Raw genomic sequence first — 16,539 nt, forward strand, 5'->3', positions numbered from 1 at the left:
CACATGTTCAATATCGTATTGATTGCTAACCGTGGCGAAATCGCCTGCCGTGCGATCCGCACGCTGAAACGTCTGGGCATTACCAGCGTGGCCGTTTATTCCGATGCCGACCGCAATGCACCGCATGTCACACAGGCGGATATCGCCATCGCGCTGGGCGGCGAAAAGGCCAGTGATAGCTACCTGATGATCGACAAAATTCTGGCCGCCGCCAAAGAAACCGGCGCGCAGGCAATTTATCCGGGATACGGCTTTTTATCCGAAAGCGCAGAATTCGCCGATGCCTGCGAAGCCGCCGGGATTGCCTTTATCGGCCCGACCGCCGGACAAATCCGCGAGTTTGGCCTCAAGCATCGCGCCCGCGAATTAGCCGGAGCCGCAAATGTGCCGATGACGCCGGGCACCGGTTTGCTCGACAGCATTGATGACGCGGTGAAAGCTGCCGCTGAAATCGGCTATCCGGTGATGCTGAAAAGTACCGCGGGCGGCGGGGGGATTGGCCTGACGCGCTGCGACGATGAAGAGGCATTACGCGCCGCGTGGGACAGCGTGAAACGTCTCGGCGAGCAGTTTTTCCGTGATGCCGGTGTGTTTCTGGAACGCTTTGTCGATCGTGCCCGCCATGTCGAAGTGCAAATTTTTGGCGACGGCAAAGGCCGCGTGGTGGCCCTCGGCGAACGGGACTGTTCATTGCAGCGCCGCAATCAGAAAGTCGTGGAGGAAACGCCTGCACCGAATCTGCCGCAGGCCAGCCGCGAAGCGTTACATCGCGCCGCCGTGCAGCTGGGTGAATCGGTCAGTTACCGCAGCGCCGGTACCGTTGAATTTATCTATGACGCCGCGCGTGACGAATTTTATTTTCTCGAAGTGAATACCCGTTTACAGGTTGAACATCCGGTCACCGAAATGGTCACCGGTCTGGATTTGATCGAATGCATGCTGAATGTTGCCGCCGGTATCCCGCTGAACTGGTCTGCCATGGAAAAAGCCCCGCAGGGCGCGTCCATGGAAGTGCGTATTTACGCTGAAGATCCGCTGAAGAATTTCCAGCCAAGTCCCGGCGTGCTGACTGAAGTATTTTTCCCCGGCGATGTGCGTGTCGACGGCTGGGTCTCTACCGGCAGCGAAGTGTCAGCATTTTATGACCCGATGATCGCCAAGCTGATTGTTCACGGCACCGATCGTCAGGATGCACTGGTGAAAATGTCCGCCGCGCTGGCCGCCACCCGCCTGCACGGTATCGCCACCAATATCGATTATTTGCGACAGGTGGTTGCCACGCCGGTATTCCGCGAAGGTCAGATGTGGACACGCATGCTCGACAGTTTTGCTTATGCGCCAAACGCCATCGAAGTGATTGCCCCCGGCACCTACAGCAGCGTGCAGGATTATCCGGGACGTCTCGGTTACTGGGATATCGGCGTGCCGCCTTCCGGCCCGATGGATGATTTCGCCTTCCGTCTCGCCAACCGCATTGTCGGTAATCATCCGGATGCCGCTGGCCTGGAATTCACGTTGCAGGGGCCGGTGCTGCGTTTTCATTGCGACACCGTTATCGCACTGACCGGTGCACGTTGCCCGGCAACGCTTGACGGCGAACCCGTGTCTTACTGGCAGCCGGTGGAGGTGAAAGCCGGTCAGACGCTGACGCTTGGCCGCGCCACGCAGGGTTGCCGCACTTATCTTGCCGTGCGTAACGGTTTCGACGTGCCGGTCTATCTCGGCAGCCGCTCAACCTTTGCGCTCGGGCAGTTTGGCGGTCACGCCGGCCGCACGCTGCGCGTCGCCGATATGCTGACCGTCTCGCAGCCGGCACTCGCGGCCTGCACTACGCCTGCGCCGGTCAGTTTACCGCAGGCAGCAGCGGAAAATATCGTGCCGCCTTACGGTGAACTCTGGAATATCGGGGTGCTTTACGGGCCACACGGCGCACCGGATTTCTTCACGAAAGAATCCATCGATGCCTTTTTTGCTGCCGAATGGCAGGTGCATTACAACTCCAACCGCCTCGGTGTGCGGCTGGTCGGTCCGAAACCGCAATGGGCGCGACAGGACGGCGGCGAAGCCGGTCTGCATCCCTCGAATGTTCATGACTGTGAATACGCCATTGGCGCGATCAACTTTACCGGCGACTTTCCGGTGATTCTGACCCGCGACGGGCCAAGCCTCGGCGGTTTCGTTTGCCCGGTGACCATCGCCAAAGCCGAACTGTGGAAAGTCGGACAGGTAAAACCGGGCGATAAAATCCGTTTCCATCCGATCAGTTTTGAGCAGGCGCAGGCGCTGGAACAGGCACAACAAGCCACGCTCGATTCACTGATGCCGGTCAACGCGGTAGCGCTGCCCGTCCCGTCCCTGCTGCCGGACAACACCGCTTCCGCCACGGTTCTTGCGGCTTTACCGGCGACGGCGGAACGCCCGTCGGTGGAATACCGGCAGGCAGGTGACGGCTACGTGCTGATTGAGTACGGCGATAACGTGCTGGATCTGGCGGTGCGCATGCGCATTTATCTGCTGATGAACGCCATCAGGGCCGCCGGTCAGCAAGGTATAGAAGAACTGTCGCCGGGTGTGCGCTCGCTGCAAATCCGCTACGACAGCCGCGTGCTGCATCAGACCGCGCTGCTGCAACATTTACTGACGCTGGAACACCATCTGGCCGATGTCAGCCAGCTGAAAATCCCGACCCGCATCGTGCATATGCCGATGGCGTTTGAAGATTCAGCGACGCTCGGTGCGGTCGAACGCTACCAGCAAACCGTGCGGGCCGATGCGCCGTGGCTGCCCAATAACGTTGATTTCATCCAGCGCACCAACGGGCTGGCAAACCGTGAAGAGGTGAAAAACATCATTTTCGACGCCAGCTATCTGATCCTCGGCCTGGGTGATGTCTATCTCGGCGCACCCTGCGCGGTGCCGGTCGATCCGCGCCATCGCCTGCTCAGTTCCAAATACAACCCGGCGCGGACCTTCACCGCCGAAGGCACGGTCGGCATCGGCGGCATGTACATGTGCATTTATGGCATGGATTCGCCGGGCGGCTATCAGCTGGTCGGCCGCACGCTGCCGATCTGGAATAAGTTCCTGAAAAATGAGCAGTTCAGGAATGGTGAGCCGTGGCTGCTGCACTTCTTCGACCAGGTGCGGTTCTACGAAGTTACTGAAGCCGAACTGGAGGTTCAGCGCGAAGCTTTCCGTGAAGGGCGCGCACAAATCCGTATCGAAGAGACGGAGTTCGATTTTGCGCGATATACGCAATTCCTCGCGGATAACGCCGCCGATATTGCTGATTTTCGCACCCGGCAAACTGAAGCTTTTACCCGCGAAGTGGCGCACTGGCACGAAGCGGAAAGCGCCGCCGTGGAAGCGGCTGCCAACGCCGTGCAGTTAGTGGAAGACGATGCAGATCAGGACGGGCATTTGGTCAGCGCCGACCTCAACGGCAATGTCTGGAAAATTCTGGTGCAGCCGGGGCAGCAGGTCGAAGAAGGCCAGCCGCTGATCGTGGTGGAGGCCATGAAAATGGAGCTGTCAGTGAACGCACCCTGCGCCGGCACTGTCCTGAAAATCAGTTGCCAGCAAGGCCGTCCGGTCGGGCCAGGTGATGCATTGTTGTGGCTGGACACCGCCGTCTGAAGCCGTTCAACACTGTTTTAAAAACCTAAGGGAATATTTTATGCAACTGACTGGCCCGAAATCTTCACGCAGTAAAAGCCGTCCGGAAGGGCTGGCGGAACGCATTTATCAGCAACTGAAAGACGACATTTTCAGTTTTCGCCTGCTGCCGGGTGACCGGTTCAGTGAAAACGACATTGCCGACCGGATGGACGTCAGCCGCACACCGGTACGTCAGGCGCTGTTCTGGCTGGAGCACGAAGGCTACGTCGAAGTGTTTTTCCGCAGCGGCTGGCAGGTGCGCCCGTTCGATTTCGACTTTTTCGAGCAGCTTTATGACTTGCGCATTGTGCTTGAACTGGAAGCGGTAAAACGGCTGTGCGCATTGCCGCCTGCCGCCCAGCCCTTGCAGCTGGCCGAACTGAAAGCGTTCTGGGTTGATCAGCCTCAGCTGGCAGATGGTCAGGTGGTATCGCGTTATGACGAAGCGTTTCACATGACGCTGGTGGCTGCAGCCGGTAACGCCGAAATGGCGCGAATCCACCGCGAGCTGACGGAGAAAATCCGCATCATCCGGCGTCTGGATTTCACCAAAGGTGAGCGGGTTAACGCCACCTATAAAGAGCATGCGGGCATTTTGCTCGCCATCATTCAACAACAAACCGGGGAGGCACAACGCCAGTTACACGACCACATTGCCGTCAGTAAAGCCGAGGTGCGAAAAATTACTTTGCATATGTTGCACCGGGCGCGGGCGGAGAGTGACGAGGGCAACCCGTCATGACTTTTTTAAATGTTGTTTCGACTTTCATCATACCCGCGTTCTCTTAACGTATTTAAATCACAGCATTTTACAGAGGATTCATCTATGCAACGTCGACGTTTTATTAAAGCCTTTGCTCTTTCCGCCACCGTAGTCAGCATGGGCCTGGCCTGGAGCGCGCAGGCTGCCGACACCATCAAAGTCGGTATCATGCATTCGCTTTCCGGCACCATGGCCATTTCAGAAACTCCGCTGAAAGACGTGGCGCTGATGACCATTGACGACATCAACGCCAAAGGCGGCGTGCTGGGCAAAAAACTGGAACCGGTGGTCGTCGATCCGGCTTCCAACTGGCCACTGTTCGCCGAAAAAGCCCGCCAGTTGCTGACGCAGGATAAAGTCGCGGTAGTGTTTGGCTGCTGGACCTCGGTGTCGCGTAAATCCGTGCTGCCGGTGTTTGAAGAACTGAACGGCCTGCTGTTCTATCCGGTGCAATACGAAGGCGAAGAAATGTCGCCAAACGTGTTCTACACCGGTGCAGCGCCTAACCAGCAGGCGATCCCGGCGGTGGAATATCTGATGAGTGAAGACGGCGGTGCGGCCAAACGCTTCTTCCTGCTCGGCACCGATTATGTGTATCCGCGAACTACTAACAAAATTCTGCGCGCCTTCCTGCATTCCAAAGGCGTGAAAGACAGCGATATCGAAGAAGTCTATACGCCGTTCGGTTACAGCGATTATCAGACTATCGTCTCCAACATTAAGAAATTCTCCGCAGGCGGAAAAACTGCCGTGATTTCCACTATCAACGGTGATTCCAACGTGCCGTTCTACAAAGAGCTGGCAAATCAGGGTGTGAAAGCGACCGATGTGCCGGTAGTGGCGTTCTCTGTGGGTGAAGAAGAACTGCGTGGGATCGACACCAAACCGCTGGTGGGCGATCTCGCGGCGTGGAACTACTTCGAGTCCGTCGATAACCCGACCAACAAGAAATTCGTGGCCGAATGGAAGGCCTACGCTAAAGCCCACAAACTGCCAAACGCCGATAATGCGGTCACCAACGACCCGATGGAAGCGACTTATGTCGGTATCCATATGTGGGCACAGGCGGTGGAAAAAGCCGGTACGACGGACGTGGATAAAGTCCGCGCCGCCATGGCCGGGCAGACCTTCGCCGCACCATCCGGCTTCACGCTGACCATGGATAAAACCAACCATCACCTGCACAAACCGGTGATGATCGGCGAAATCGAATCCAACGGTCAGTTCAATGTGGTCTGGCAGACCGACAAACCTATCCGCGCCCAGCCGTGGAGCCCGTACATCGCGGGTAACGATAAAAAGCCAGATACTCCGGTAAAAACGACTCACTGATCATTCATGAGTCGCCATTAATACCCCATCCCAACCCTCCCCTTCGCAGGGGAGGGAGCAGATCGGCGCTTTTCACTCCTCCCCCTGCGAAGGGGGGACTGGGGGAGAGGGTTTAGCAACGAACTCCGGGCAACAGGAAAACATCATGACGCATTTTTTATCTCACTTCAGGCCACTGGTTTTCCTGCTTGGTTGCCTTCCGCTTCTGGCCGTGGCGGGGGCGGCGAATGACTTTGCTGCCGCCAGCCGCAGCCAGCAGGCCACGTTATTACAGCAATGGGCGGCTGATCCGCAGCCGGAAAGACTGCCCCTGCTCGAAGCACTGAAACAGGAAAACGTCGTTACCGACGAAGCGAAACATGCGTTTGTGCAAAAGGGTGAGCAGCTGGCACCGCTGGAAGGTGACGTGAAGCCGCAGGGCGAAGTCAAAAAAGTCTGGCTGAATAACCGTCTGCGTATCCTGATTGCCAATGCGCTTTCCGCACACCGTCTGGTGAGCACAGACAGCGCCGTCCGGTTGCAGGCCGCCAAATCTCTGCAACGCGAAGCGCAGGCCGATCAGTTGCCGCTGCTGACCCGTCGTCTTGAGCTGGAAAAGGACAGCACGGTGCACGACGCCCTTTCCATCGCGCTGGCGAATTTACAGCTGGCCGATACCCGTCCGCAGGTGCGCCTGAAGGCCGTTGAACTGCTCGGCACGTCGGGCGATCCGGACACGCAAGGCCGTCTGCAAAGCCTGACGGATCCGAAAACCGAGCCTGACGCTACGGTGCGCAACGCCGCGCTCGCCAGCCTGAAAGCGGTGCAGCATCGCCTGATGATTGGCGATTTGCTCGGGCAGGCGTTTACCGGTTTGTCGCTCGGCTCGATTCTGCTGCTGGCTGCCCTCGGTCTGGCGATCACTTACGGTTTGCTGGGCGTGATTAACATGGCGCACGGCGAAATGTTAATGATCGGCTCCTATTCGACCTATATGGTGCAGTCGCTGTTTCAGCACTACGCGCCGGGTCTGCTGGCGCTGTATCCGCTGGTCGCGCTGCCGGTAGCCTTTTTCATTACCGCCGGGATTGGCATGGCGCTGGAGCGCACCGTCATCCGCCATTTATACGGACGCCCTCTGGAAACCTTGCTGGCAACCTGGGGCATCAGCCTGATCCTCATCCAGGGCGTGCGCATGCTGTTTGGCGCGCAAAACGTCGAAGTGGCGAACCCCGGCTGGCTCTCCGGCGGCATTCAGTTGCTGCCAAATCTGGTGCTGCCGTACAACCGCATCGCGGTAATCATCTTCGTATTGCTGGTGCTCGGCCTGACCTGGTTGCTGCTCAATAAAACCCGGCTGGGCATGAACGTACGTGCCGTGACGCAAAACCGCGCCATGGCGGCCTGCTGCGGCGTACCGACCGGACGCGTCGATATGCTGGCGTTCGGTCTTGGTTCCGGCATTGCCGGTTTAGGCGGCGTGGCATTATCGCAGCTCAGCAATGTCGGCCCGGAACTCGGCCAGGGCTATATCATCGACTCCTTCTTAGTCGTGGTGCTTGGCGGTGTCGGACAACTGGCCGGTACCGTGGTGGCGGCTTTTGGGCTGGGCATCGTGAACAAAATTCTTGAGCCGGAGATCGGCGCGGTATTGGGGAAAATCCTGATCCTCGCGCTGATTATCCTGTTTATTCAGAAACGTCCTCAGGGACTCTTCGCCTTCAAAGGCAGGGTGATTGACTGATGAGCCAGCCTCTGACGATTACCGGCGTACAAAAAGCGCCAAAGATTGCGATTTCGGTGGGCACGCTGGTGCTTATCGGTCTGATTGTGATGCCGTTTCTGGCGCTGTTGCCCGCCAGTAATCCGCTGGCGATCTCCACCTATACGCTGACATTGATCGGCAAGATCCTCTGCTACGCGATCGTGGCGATCGCGCTCGATCTGGTCTGGGGTTACGCCGGTTTGCTGTCGCTCGGCCACGGGTTATTTTTCGCCCTTGGCGGTTATGCGATGGGCATGTATTTAATGCGGCAGGCCGCAGGCAGCGGACTGCCGGATTTTATGTCGTTTCTGTCGTGGACGGAGCTGCCGTGGTTCTGGGCGGGTACCCAGCATTTTGCGTGGGCGTTGTGTCTGATCGTACTGGTGCCCGGCGCGCTGGCGTTTGTTTTCGGTTATTTCGCCTTCCGCTCAAAAATCAAAGGTGTCTATTTTTCGATCATGACGCAGGCGCTGACTTACGCCGGTATGTTGCTGTTTTTCCGCAATGAAACCGGCTTCGGCGGCAATAACGGTTTCACCGGTTTCACCACCCTGCTCGGCTTTCCGGTTACCGCTACCGGTACCCGCGTGGGATTATTTTTAGCCACGGTTATGGTGCTGGTCGCCAGTCTGGCGCTCGGCTTTGCGCTGGCGCGCAGTAAATATGGCCGCGTGCTGACGGCGGTGCGCGACGCAGAAAACCGGTTGATTTTCTGCGGCTACGATCCGAAAGGCTTCAAGCTGTTCGTCTGGACAATTTCCGCCATGCTATGCGGCCTGGCGGGTGCGCTGTATGTGCCGCAGGTCGGAATTATCAACCCGGGTGAAATGTCGCCGACCAACTCCATCGAAGCGGCTATCTGGGTGGCCCTCGGCGGACGCGGCACGCTGATCGGCCCGATTATTGGCGCAGGCATCGTCAACGGCGCGAAAAGCTGGTTCACCGTCGCCATTCCCGAATACTGGCAATTTGTGCTCGGTGGCATGTTTATTCTGGTGACGCTGTTCCTGCCGCAAGGTGTGATTGGCCTGCTGCGCAAGAGGAAATCCTGATGGATCCGCTCAACATGACCGAAGACCTGTTTACCCGGCCGCAGCTGGCGGACCGACATCGCGAACAAACTGACCCGATTTTGCAACTGGAAAACATCAACGTCAGTTTTGACGGATTTAAGGCGCTGACCAATTTGTCGCTGAACATCGGCGTCGGTGAATTACGCTGTGTGATCGGCCCGAACGGCGCGGGAAAAACCACGCTGATGGATGTCATCACCGGCAAAACCAAACCGCAAAGCGGCCGCGTTTTTTACGATCAGCGTACCGATCTGACGAAGCTGGATCCGGTGCAGATTGCGCAGTCCGGCATCGGGCGGAAATTCCAGAAACCGACCGTATTTGAAGCACTGACCGTATTCGAAAATCTGGAAATCGCGCAGAAAACCCATAAATCGGTATGGGCCTGTCTGCGTGCCAAAATGAACAGCGAACAGCGTGACCGCATTGATGAAATGCTTGGTACGCTGCGCCTGGCAGCGGAACGCCACCGGCCAGCAGGCCTGCTTTCGCATGGCCAGAAACAGTTTCTGGAAATCGGCATGCTGCTGGTACAGGAGCCGCATCTGTTGCTGCTCGACGAGCCGGCGGCAGGCATGACTGATGCCGAAACCGAATACACCGCCGAGTTGTTCAAACAACTGGCGGGCAGACATTCGCTGATGGTAGTCGAGCACGATATGGGGTTTGTGGAAACCATCGCTGACCACGTCACCGTGCTGCATCAGGGCCAGGTACTGGCTGAAGGCTCGCTGCGTGAAGTGCAGGCCAACGAGCAGGTCATCGACGTGTATTTAGGACGCTGAGGAATCGCATTATGTTGCAGGTAAATGAACTGAATCAGTTTTACGGCGGCAGCCACATTTTGCGCGGCCTGTCTTTCGAGGCAAAAATCGGTGAGGTCACCTGCCTGCTCGGGCGTAATGGTGTCGGGAAAACTACACTGCTCAAGTGCCTGATGGGACTGATTCCGGCGAAGTCCGGCACCATCAGCTGGCAGGATCAGGTGATCAATAACCGCAAACCGCACCAGCGCGTGCAGGCAGGGATCGCTTACGTCCCGCAGGGACGCGAAATTTTTCCGCGCCTGACGGTGGAAGAAAACCTGCTGATGGGATTATCGCGTTTCTCCGGCAGTGCGGCAAAGCAGGTGCCGGATGAAATCTATCACCTGTTCCCGATCCTGCTGGAAATGAAACATCGCCGTGGCGGGGATTTGTCCGGCGGCCAGCAGCAGCAACTGGCAATCGGCCGCGCGCTGGCCTGTAAGCCGGGCCTGCTGATCCTCGACGAACCGACAGAAGGCATTCAGCCATCGGTGATCAAGGAAATCGGCGCAGTGATCAAACAGCTCGCCGCCCGGGGCGACATGGCGATCCTGCTGGTTGAACAATTCTATGATTTCGCTGCCGCTCTGGCCGACAGCTATCTGGTGATGTCGCGCGGCAGCATTGTGAAACGCGGTCGCGGGGCAGAAATGGAGGCGGAAGGAGTTCGGGGGCTGGTGGCGATTTAGTCGCACTGACTTTTTAGAAGACAAGCCGACATTTTTCCGCCACATTTAGACCCTTTTTAAGTCCGCACTGAAAAGAATAAGAGTATGAAAATCAAAAGTCAGGAAGCCCTGATGCGTCAGCGTAAGCGCTGGATCATGCTGGCGGTGCTGGTGGCGGTTATCGCCGGGTGCCATCAGTGGTGGAAACAGGGGAAGCTGGTTTCGGAGCAGTGGAGCCCGAATAAACAGTACGTGGTGCGCGAGTATAAAACCTTTGAATTTATCCCGCGCATGACCATGCCGGGCGATGGCGGTCATTACTCCGGCTACATGCGCGTATATAACCGTGACGGTAAGCAGTTTTACGAAGAGTATTCCGATCTTCTCGACTTTATCGAAGGCCCGTTCTGGGCGAAAGAAGGCGTCTACTGGATGGGCAATGAAAATCAGGACATCGTGCGGCTGCCGACGTCGCCGGTGGAGTGAAACTTCACTGATGAAACCTTAGGCAGTTTAGGATTAACAGCCGTACAATATTTCGAATGAATCGAACGAATCATTCGAAGGAAGTCAACATGAAGTCACTAAGCGCTAATGAAGTCAAAACTCAATTTGGTGATGTTCTTTTGAGAGTCCAGCGGGAACCTGTGTAAATCAATCGGAACGGCAAACCCGTAGATCTCTTCCGGTTTCTCCATCAGCACCATGTGGCGTACTTTTTAACCACTCCTGCCGGGCTCGTATTTATGGTAATCATGCATAAGAGCCGATCTCCTGCCGATACTCTTTCCATGAGATTGCATGAGCCTGAAGCCAGTTATCAGGTTATGCTTCGGGATTAACAGACACAAAAAGCCGCGACTTGCGCGGCTTTTAACATTTCAGCATCAGAGCAAATCTTTAACTTCTGACTTTACGGTAGATAAACAGCACAACAATTGCACCAATCACCGCGACAACGAAGCTGCCGAAGTTGAATCCGTCCACGCGACCAAAGCCGAAGAAGGTACTGATATAACCCCCTACAACAGCACCGACAACACCCAGAACGACAGTCAGAATGAATCCGCCGCCATCTCTGCCTGGCATGATCCACTTCGCCAGAATACCTGCGATCAGACCAAAGATAATCCAGGATAAAATTCCCATTTTTCGACTCCTCCGAATAAATTTCCGTTACCGTGAATATTGTTCAGCCAAGTTAGCCAAACAAGAGCAGAACGATTCAGGCCCTGCGAGCAGAACGCGTGTTTTACACGCATGCCCTCCTTCTTGAACTACAGATAAAGTCTAGCACCATTCTACAAAACCGCCCAAAATCAGCAGGAAGGGAAGAAATGCAGAGAAATCTAAGGCACTTTCAGACAGTGTCAGCACGAATGCGGTTTCGTCAGTTGCCTGCACGGGGACGTAAAATTGCGTAAAAAGTAGAGCAAATTTTTTGAACGAGATACTCAAATCAATCCGTTTTTCATCCCTGAAGATCACGCCTATTATACATTCATCGAAAGGCAACCACCTTTCACTCTCATAACCTGAATGGATAAATCATCATGAAAAACGTCAAAATTTTTGCTGTAGCTGCCACCCTTTCCCTGATTTCTTTCGGCAGCTTCGCGGCTCAGCAGATTAATCAGCCAACAAATGACATGCAGAAAATCGGTGTAATTTCCGCCGCCAACTCCACCTCTATCAGTGGCCTGGAAGCGAAACTTTCTCAACAAGCACAGGAAGCCGGTGCCTCTTCTTACCGCATCATCTCCGTGACCGGTAACAACAAACTGCACGCTGACGCTGAAATCTATAAATAATCTCCTGCATAAAACCCGCTGAAAAGCCTGTGGAAGCCCGACTTCCACAGGCTTTTTTATTTGCCCGTATTTTTATGCCGAATTTCATTTAAATTCGTGATTGCATCTGTGCCGCACGTTTCACTATTCTGGGTTTTTCGCTCATCAGGAAAAGCCATGACCCTCACCGAATCCCTGCTTTCTTACGCGCTTGCCGCCGGTATTTTAACGCTTACGCCCGGTCTCGATACCGCACTGGTGTTGCGCACTGCTGCCAGTCAGGGCAGTAAAAAGGCGCTGTTTACCGCTTTTGGCATCAGCACAGGATGTCTGGTCTGGGGCGCAATGGTGGCACTCGGTCTCGGTGCCGTGCTGGCTGCCTCTGAAATCGCCTTCAATGTTTTGAAATGGATCGGTGCCGCGTATCTGGCCTGGCTGGGACTGCAGATGTTGTTCAAACCCCGCAGCGAAATGAACATGAATGCGCCGGAAAGCCGCCACAAAGCCTTGCGTATCGGAAACTCGCCGTTCGTTAAAGGTCTTTTTGGCAATGTGCTTAACCCGAAAGTCGGCGTGTTTTATGTCTCCTTCCTGCCGCAGTTCGTCGCCACCGGCTATCCTGTCGGGCCATATATTTTCGGCCTCGCCGCCATGCATGCGGTGATCGGGACGTTATGGTCAGTCACGATGATTTCGGCCACCCGCCCGCTGTCGCGCTGGTTGCGCCGTCCGGCAGTGGTCAGAACGCTGGATCGCCTTACCGGCACCGTATTTATCGCTTTTGCAGTTCGCCTCGCTACGACAAAACGTTAACAATAAAAGGAAAAATGTCATGAAGACCCGTCTCAGCCATGCCCCGACCGAAAGCGATCTCGAGGAGATCAAAACGGCACTGCGGGATTTCAACAGAAACTTTATCCCGAAACCGACATTCCGCGAGTTGGGTATTTTTGTGGAAGATGAAAATGGAAAGAAGCTGGCGGGTATCGTAGCGGAAACCGTCGGTTACTGGATGTACATAAAAATGCTATGGGTCGATGAATCGCTGCGCGGCAAAGATGTCGGCACGCAGCTGATTACAGAAGCAGAAGAAGAAGCCAAAGCACGGGGTTGCCGTTACTCGCTGGTTGATACGTTCAGTTTTCAGGCGCGGCCTTTCTATGAACGTATGGGCTATAGCATGCAAATGGCGCTGGAGGATTATATCCCTGACTCCCGTGCGCCGGACGATGCGCCCTCAACGCATACGCGGTTCTTTCTGACAAAAACGTTAAGCTGAAAGCGCCAGCCATTCCTTAACCGATGGCCGCTGCCATTGCGCATCTGCATACGCGGCCAGTTTTTCCGGTACCGGATCACCGTTCAGATGCAGACGGTTAATCATCAGCGCCAGATCCACGTCCGCAATACACCATTCGCCAAATAAATGTTCTTTGTCGCCCAACAAAAACGCGGCGGCGGCATACAGTTTTTCAGCCGCCTGCTGTCCGTTTGTACTGAGCGCCGGACGTTTCGCACCGGCAAACACCACTTCAGTTGAGCGCTCTTCGCGAATGGGCATCAGATCACTGCGCAGCCATGCCTGTACTTCACGGGCCTTGGCGCGGTTTTCAGGGTCAGCCGGGTAAATCGCCGGGAACGTCGGCGCCGGGAATAACTCTTCGACATATTCATCAATCGCAGAAGATTCGGATAAGACAAAAGCGCCGTTGGTTAATGTCGGTACGCGGCGGGTGATGGAAATCGCCGAATAATTTTCTTTCAGGTTTTCTGCATTAGCCAGATCCACCTTTTCCAGTTCAAAGGGAATGCCTTTTTCGGTTAACGCGACAAAAGCCGACATCACGTAAGGACTGAAAAAATTGGCGTCGGAATACAAAATTAGCGAAGGCTGGCTCATAGCAAACTCCTGAAAGAAAGAGAACAAAGGAGAAAAACATAGCGCAGAAAGAGGGAGGTGTCGTTAAAAACTCATTCAGATGATAAACCCGAGTGGAGTTGTTGGGATACGGGCAAATTTTCTCATTCTAAAAAATGCGTACATCATCTTATACATTCAGCTAATTTTCAGAAACTGATTAAACAAGATATTTTCCGCACCAAACTTTCGCACGTTTTTTAGCCATTGCCATTTGGCTTAAGTCAATATACCCTCTAAAAAACCGCCAAACAAACGGACTTCAAAGGGCGCCTTATGGATAATTCAGAAGAGATAGCACAGCGCATTACCGACATAATTATTTCACCTGATTCAGCTATTGGTTTGGTACATGGAATACTTTCCGTGCCAGTTGATCTGGGATATCTTGCGTATGGTTTTTTCGATACAGACTATACTTAACGATTTCAATAAATATGTTTCAGAAAGCGAAAAAAACAAAACATACAGCCGATCTTTTTTCTCAGTTGTCGGCAGAACTGCAACTAACACAGTTATTGCCGGGAAAGTTGCTATCGCGATAGCTCAAGGAACAAGCTTTTTTGTGAAAGTAAGAGGCGGGGTCATTGGAAACATATTATTAGTCTGAGGAATGAAAGAACGCTGCAGTAGGTCAAATAGGCGCAATCCTTGGTGGTGCATCAGTCTGGTTTTCGTTATTCTTTGTATTTTATTTTGATACCTGGCTGGAGAGATTGCTCGCCATTTCAGCTATGGTATTTGTCATATGGATTATTGGTAAACTAATCGATAAATATTACCCGCAAGATAACTAAACATTAAAAATAAGGATATTTCATGTCAAATCCAGCATATTTATTTCTAACCGGAGTAGATGGTTCGCCCATTGTTGGTGGTTCGTTGAAGCCGAATACTTCAATATCATTTTGGAAAATGTAAAAGTTACATCCATTGCACCAAATTTATACCCAGGCAACCAGACTGGAACACATTTTGAAACTATCCAACTACGCTATGAAAGCATTACATGGAAGTATGTAAACGGGAATATCATTTATAAAGATACCTGGAATGAACGCATAACCGCCTAATAGATCGGCGACAACCCACTACAGCCTCCCTCTCTGCTTCTGAAATCCAAAAACGACATATAAAGTCGGCATTTTTACGCCTCCAACCCGGCCCATCCTTATTCATTGTAACAATGAATAAGGATGAGGTCCGCCAAAGATAAACATTCGCATCCTGCGCCGGTCTCCCTATACTGCTGTTATGTCGGCTGATTCAGCACCTGTTCAGGAAACTCCTATGAAGTCATGGCTCTTACCTCTTCTGCTGCTTGCGCCGCTCTGCTCGCAGGCGGCATCCACGCCGAAAGAAATCAAAGCACGGTTCAGCCAGTTCAAGGTCGGGGATAAAACCATTTGCCTCGATGACGTGACTTACGCCAACAACAGCAAAATGAAAGTGATCGAGAACGGTTTTGTCGTCTCGAAGCGCAAGAATGTGCTGGTTTACCAGAGCAACACGTTATTTCTGCTCGGTAATGACGTCACGGTGAACATTAAGGCCGTGATTGAAAGCCGGGCGGGGAAAACAGGATTCAGTAACCAGTTTAAACAGGCGATGATCCGGGTCGACGGAATGGATGATCCGACACGCGCCAGTGAGAAGGCCAAAATCATTCAGTCTTTTGAAGACGTGATTGCAGATAAAAATAATGAAACCCCTTACAGCTCGGTGGCGCTGACGGATAAAGGCTACATCATCACGCAGATGGAAAGTCATTCCACCACCATCAGCGAATGCTACGTTACGCCGTATAAAAAATCGCCGAAGGAGTGATTCTGATGACCTTTTTATCCGCTATGCGTGATACTTTTTACCCGCAATTTTTTGATCGGCTGGTCAGCGATTACGCCAGAGAAAATGTTAGTTCAGGCCGCTGGCAGCAGGAAAATGCGCTGACACGATCACAAGGTGAAATAACGCGTTTGCTGCCGCAGGGCCTGGCCACACCGGATAATTATTTGTTTGAAATAAGAACAGAGGCCGACGGGGAAACTGCGGGGTATATTTGGTTTGCGGTCAGTGAGCGTCAGGGCGAGCGTAGCGCTTTTATTTATGAAGTGTCAGTGTTTCCGCAATTTCGCCGTCAGGGTCATGCCCGCGCAGCCTTTTTACAGCTGGAAGAAAAAGTGCGCGGACTGGGTTTGACATCTGTCGGCCTGAATGTGTTTTATAAAAACAGTGCTGCGCAGGCGTTATACAGCAGTCTGGGCTATGCGCCGACCAATCTGACGATGGTAAAAGCGTTAAGCGCAGAATGACAGCGCCGGTCAGCGCTGGTATTTAATAAAATCAGTCAGCCGCCCCACACGATCGTACAGTTTGCGGGCAGTATGATTCGAGGTTTGGGTCGTCCAGTAGACGTTAGCTTTATTGTTTTCATCGGCGTAGGCGTAAACCGCTTCAATCAGTTTTTTCCCGATCCCCAGTTTACGCGCGCCGTCATCGACATATAAATCCTGCAAATACACCACCTGCTGCATATGCCAGCCATGATCGTGATTGATACAGTTCACCAGACCGACCAGTTTCCCCTCATACTCCGCCACATAGCCAAACATACTGGCATACTCGGGCTGCGATAACCGCCGGAAGGTGTGATCAAACTGCGCCGGATCGAGCGTCGACTGATAAAAATCCAGGTAATCGCGCCATAACATTTCCCACTCCTGACGGTCTGCGGGCGTTAACGGACGGATCACCACATCTTGCGGCTGGCTCATCGGGACATTCTCCT

17 protein-coding genes and 2 pseudogenes are annotated in these 16,539 nt (G+C 53.9%); 16 read left to right on the forward strand and 3 right to left on the reverse strand.

All coding sequences use genetic code 11. The annotated features are described in order from the left end of the window. The first annotated feature begins 3 nt into the window (after positions 1-3). The 9 genes and pseudogenes from uca to ACOZIO_RS15095 form a co-directional block, all read left to right on the forward strand. Positions 4-3,636 carry an urea carboxylase gene (gene uca, locus ACOZIO_RS15055; protein WP_421595466.1) on the forward strand — a complete coding sequence of 1,211 codons (3,633 nt, stop codon included), beginning with the start codon at positions 4-6 and terminating at the stop codon, positions 3,634-3,636. A gap of 40 nt (positions 3,637-3,676) precedes the next feature. Further along, on the forward strand, positions 3,677-4,399 hold the full coding sequence (locus ACOZIO_RS15060) for a GntR family transcriptional regulator (RefSeq protein WP_129953966.1): 723 nt from the start codon (positions 3,677-3,679) through the stop codon (positions 4,397-4,399). Between the two features lie 84 nt (positions 4,400-4,483). Next, entirely contained in the window at positions 4,484-5,752 is a 1,269-nt protein-coding gene (gene urtA, locus ACOZIO_RS15065; RefSeq protein ID WP_129953968.1) for an urea ABC transporter substrate-binding protein, read from the forward strand. A gap of 145 nt (positions 5,753-5,897) precedes the next feature. Further along, positions 5,898-7,475: an urea ABC transporter permease subunit UrtB gene (gene urtB, locus ACOZIO_RS15070; RefSeq protein ID WP_129953970.1), complete on the forward strand. Its 1,578-nt coding sequence runs from the start codon at positions 5,898-5,900 to the stop codon at positions 7,473-7,475. After that, complete coding sequence (gene urtC, locus ACOZIO_RS15075; RefSeq protein WP_129953972.1) at positions 7,475-8,548, forward strand: urea ABC transporter permease subunit UrtC; 1,074 nt, start codon at positions 7,475-7,477, stop codon at positions 8,546-8,548. The genes urtB and urtC overlap by 1 nt, the downstream gene beginning before the upstream one ends. Next, positions 8,548-9,354 carry an urea ABC transporter ATP-binding protein UrtD gene (gene urtD / locus ACOZIO_RS15080; protein WP_205951600.1) on the forward strand — a complete coding sequence of 269 codons (807 nt, stop codon included), beginning with the start codon at positions 8,548-8,550 and terminating at the stop codon, positions 9,352-9,354. The genes urtC and urtD overlap by 1 nt, the downstream gene beginning before the upstream one ends. Positions 9,355-9,365: 11 nt before the next feature. Further along, the gene (gene urtE, locus ACOZIO_RS15085) at positions 9,366-10,064 is read left to right on the forward strand and encodes an urea ABC transporter ATP-binding subunit UrtE (RefSeq protein WP_129953974.1); all 699 of its coding nucleotides are present in this window, start codon (positions 9,366-9,368) and stop codon (positions 10,062-10,064) included. A gap of 84 nt (positions 10,065-10,148) precedes the next feature. Then, entirely contained in the window at positions 10,149-10,529 is a 381-nt protein-coding gene (locus tag ACOZIO_RS15090) for a hypothetical protein (RefSeq protein WP_129953975.1), read from the forward strand. 89 nt (positions 10,530-10,618) lie between these two features. After that, positions 10,619-10,693 (forward strand): annotated as a pseudogene (locus tag ACOZIO_RS15095) (antitoxin); the annotation flags it as partial. Between the two features lie 250 nt (positions 10,694-10,943). Here the strand turns inward: ACOZIO_RS15095 and ACOZIO_RS15100 are convergent. Then, entirely contained in the window at positions 10,944-11,192 is a 249-nt protein-coding gene (locus tag ACOZIO_RS15100; protein ID WP_129953977.1) for a GlsB/YeaQ/YmgE family stress response membrane protein, read from the reverse strand. 404 nt (positions 11,193-11,596) lie between these two features. Here ACOZIO_RS15100 and bhsA point away from each other — a divergent pair, with 404 nt between their 5' ends. The 3 genes from bhsA to ACOZIO_RS15115 all read left to right on the forward strand — a co-directional run bounded on the left by bhsA (position 11,597) and on the right by ACOZIO_RS15115 (position 13,112). Beyond that, positions 11,597-11,854, forward strand: coding sequence for a multiple stress resistance protein BhsA (gene bhsA / locus ACOZIO_RS15105; protein WP_129991521.1), 258 nt, complete (start codon positions 11,597-11,599; stop codon positions 11,852-11,854). Positions 11,855-12,010: 156 nt separating this feature from the next. Beyond that, complete coding sequence (locus tag ACOZIO_RS15110) at positions 12,011-12,646, forward strand: LysE family translocator (RefSeq protein ID WP_129991522.1); 636 nt, start codon at positions 12,011-12,013, stop codon at positions 12,644-12,646. 19 nt (positions 12,647-12,665) lie between these two features. Then, positions 12,666-13,112, forward strand: a complete 447-nt coding sequence (locus ACOZIO_RS15115; RefSeq protein ID WP_129953982.1) for a GNAT family N-acetyltransferase — start codon at positions 12,666-12,668, stop codon at positions 13,110-13,112. Here the strand turns inward: ACOZIO_RS15115 and yfcF are convergent. After that, a complete protein-coding gene (gene yfcF, locus ACOZIO_RS15120; RefSeq protein ID WP_129953984.1) occupies positions 13,104-13,733 on the reverse strand; it encodes a glutathione transferase in 630 nt (209 codons plus the stop codon). The two genes, ACOZIO_RS15115 and yfcF, sit on opposite strands and share 9 nt — an antisense overlap. Before the next feature lie 294 nt (positions 13,734-14,027). Between yfcF and ACOZIO_RS15125 the strand changes: the two genes are divergently transcribed. The 4 genes and pseudogenes from ACOZIO_RS15125 to ACOZIO_RS15140 all read left to right on the forward strand — a co-directional run bounded on the left by ACOZIO_RS15125 (position 14,028) and on the right by ACOZIO_RS15140 (position 16,063). Further along, positions 14,028-14,174, forward strand: a complete 147-nt coding sequence (locus ACOZIO_RS15125; RefSeq protein ID WP_205951601.1) for a hypothetical protein — start codon at positions 14,028-14,030, stop codon at positions 14,172-14,174. Between the two features lie 458 nt (positions 14,175-14,632). Beyond that, positions 14,633-14,824 (forward strand): annotated as a pseudogene (locus ACOZIO_RS15130) (type VI secretion system tube protein Hcp); the annotation flags it as partial. 217 nt (positions 14,825-15,041) lie between these two features. Then, complete coding sequence (locus ACOZIO_RS15135; RefSeq protein ID WP_129953986.1) at positions 15,042-15,578, forward strand: hypothetical protein; 537 nt, start codon at positions 15,042-15,044, stop codon at positions 15,576-15,578. 5 nt (positions 15,579-15,583) lie between these two features. Next, complete coding sequence (locus ACOZIO_RS15140) at positions 15,584-16,063, forward strand: GNAT family N-acetyltransferase (protein ID WP_129991523.1); 480 nt, start codon at positions 15,584-15,586, stop codon at positions 16,061-16,063. 9 nt (positions 16,064-16,072) lie between these two features. Here ACOZIO_RS15140 and ACOZIO_RS15145 read toward each other — a convergent pair whose 3' ends face one another. Continuing rightward, on the reverse strand, positions 16,073-16,525 hold the full coding sequence (locus ACOZIO_RS15145; protein WP_129953990.1) for a GNAT family N-acetyltransferase: 453 nt from the start codon (positions 16,523-16,525) through the stop codon (positions 16,073-16,075). Between the last annotated feature and the right edge of the window lie 14 nt (positions 16,526-16,539).

It is taken from the genome of Rahnella sp. PD4 (genome assembly GCF_049199325.1).
Classification (GTDB): domain Bacteria; phylum Pseudomonadota; class Gammaproteobacteria; order Enterobacterales; family Enterobacteriaceae; genus Rahnella; species Rahnella perminowiae.

Bases quoted from the DNA above. Each gene is read 5' to 3' on its own strand.
- urtC (WP_129953972.1), top strand. From the start codon at position 7,475: ATGAGCCAGCCTCTGACGATTACCGGCGTACAAAAAGCGCCAAAGATT.
- ACOZIO_RS15115 (WP_129953982.1), top strand. From the start codon at position 12,666: ATGAAGACCCGTCTCAGCCATGCCCCGACCGAAAGCGATCTCGAGGAG.
- ACOZIO_RS15145 (WP_129953990.1), bottom strand. From the start codon at position 16,525: ATGAGCCAGCCGCAAGATGTGGTGATCCGTCCGTTAACGCCCGCAGAC.
- ACOZIO_RS15135 (WP_129953986.1), top strand. From the start codon at position 15,042: ATGAAGTCATGGCTCTTACCTCTTCTGCTGCTTGCGCCGCTCTGCTCG.
- ACOZIO_RS15125 (WP_205951601.1), top strand. From the start codon at position 14,028: ATGGATAATTCAGAAGAGATAGCACAGCGCATTACCGACATAATTATT.
- ACOZIO_RS15100 (WP_129953977.1), bottom strand. From the start codon at position 11,192: ATGGGAATTTTATCCTGGATTATCTTTGGTCTGATCGCAGGTATTCTG.
- urtD (WP_205951600.1), top strand. From the start codon at position 8,548: ATGGATCCGCTCAACATGACCGAAGACCTGTTTACCCGGCCGCAGCTG.
- ACOZIO_RS15060 (WP_129953966.1), top strand. From the start codon at position 3,677: ATGCAACTGACTGGCCCGAAATCTTCACGCAGTAAAAGCCGTCCGGAA.
- ACOZIO_RS15110 (WP_129991522.1), top strand. From the start codon at position 12,011: ATGACCCTCACCGAATCCCTGCTTTCTTACGCGCTTGCCGCCGGTATT.
- urtA (WP_129953968.1), top strand. From the start codon at position 4,484: ATGCAACGTCGACGTTTTATTAAAGCCTTTGCTCTTTCCGCCACCGTA.
- uca (WP_421595466.1), top strand. From the start codon at position 4: ATGTTCAATATCGTATTGATTGCTAACCGTGGCGAAATCGCCTGCCGT.
- yfcF (WP_129953984.1), bottom strand. From the start codon at position 13,733: ATGAGCCAGCCTTCGCTAATTTTGTATTCCGACGCCAATTTTTTCAGT.
- urtE (WP_129953974.1), top strand. From the start codon at position 9,366: ATGTTGCAGGTAAATGAACTGAATCAGTTTTACGGCGGCAGCCACATT.
- urtB (WP_129953970.1), top strand. From the start codon at position 5,898: ATGACGCATTTTTTATCTCACTTCAGGCCACTGGTTTTCCTGCTTGGT.
- ACOZIO_RS15140 (WP_129991523.1), top strand. From the start codon at position 15,584: ATGACCTTTTTATCCGCTATGCGTGATACTTTTTACCCGCAATTTTTT.
- bhsA (WP_129991521.1), top strand. From the start codon at position 11,597: ATGAAAAACGTCAAAATTTTTGCTGTAGCTGCCACCCTTTCCCTGATT.
- ACOZIO_RS15090 (WP_129953975.1), top strand. From the start codon at position 10,149: ATGAAAATCAAAAGTCAGGAAGCCCTGATGCGTCAGCGTAAGCGCTGG.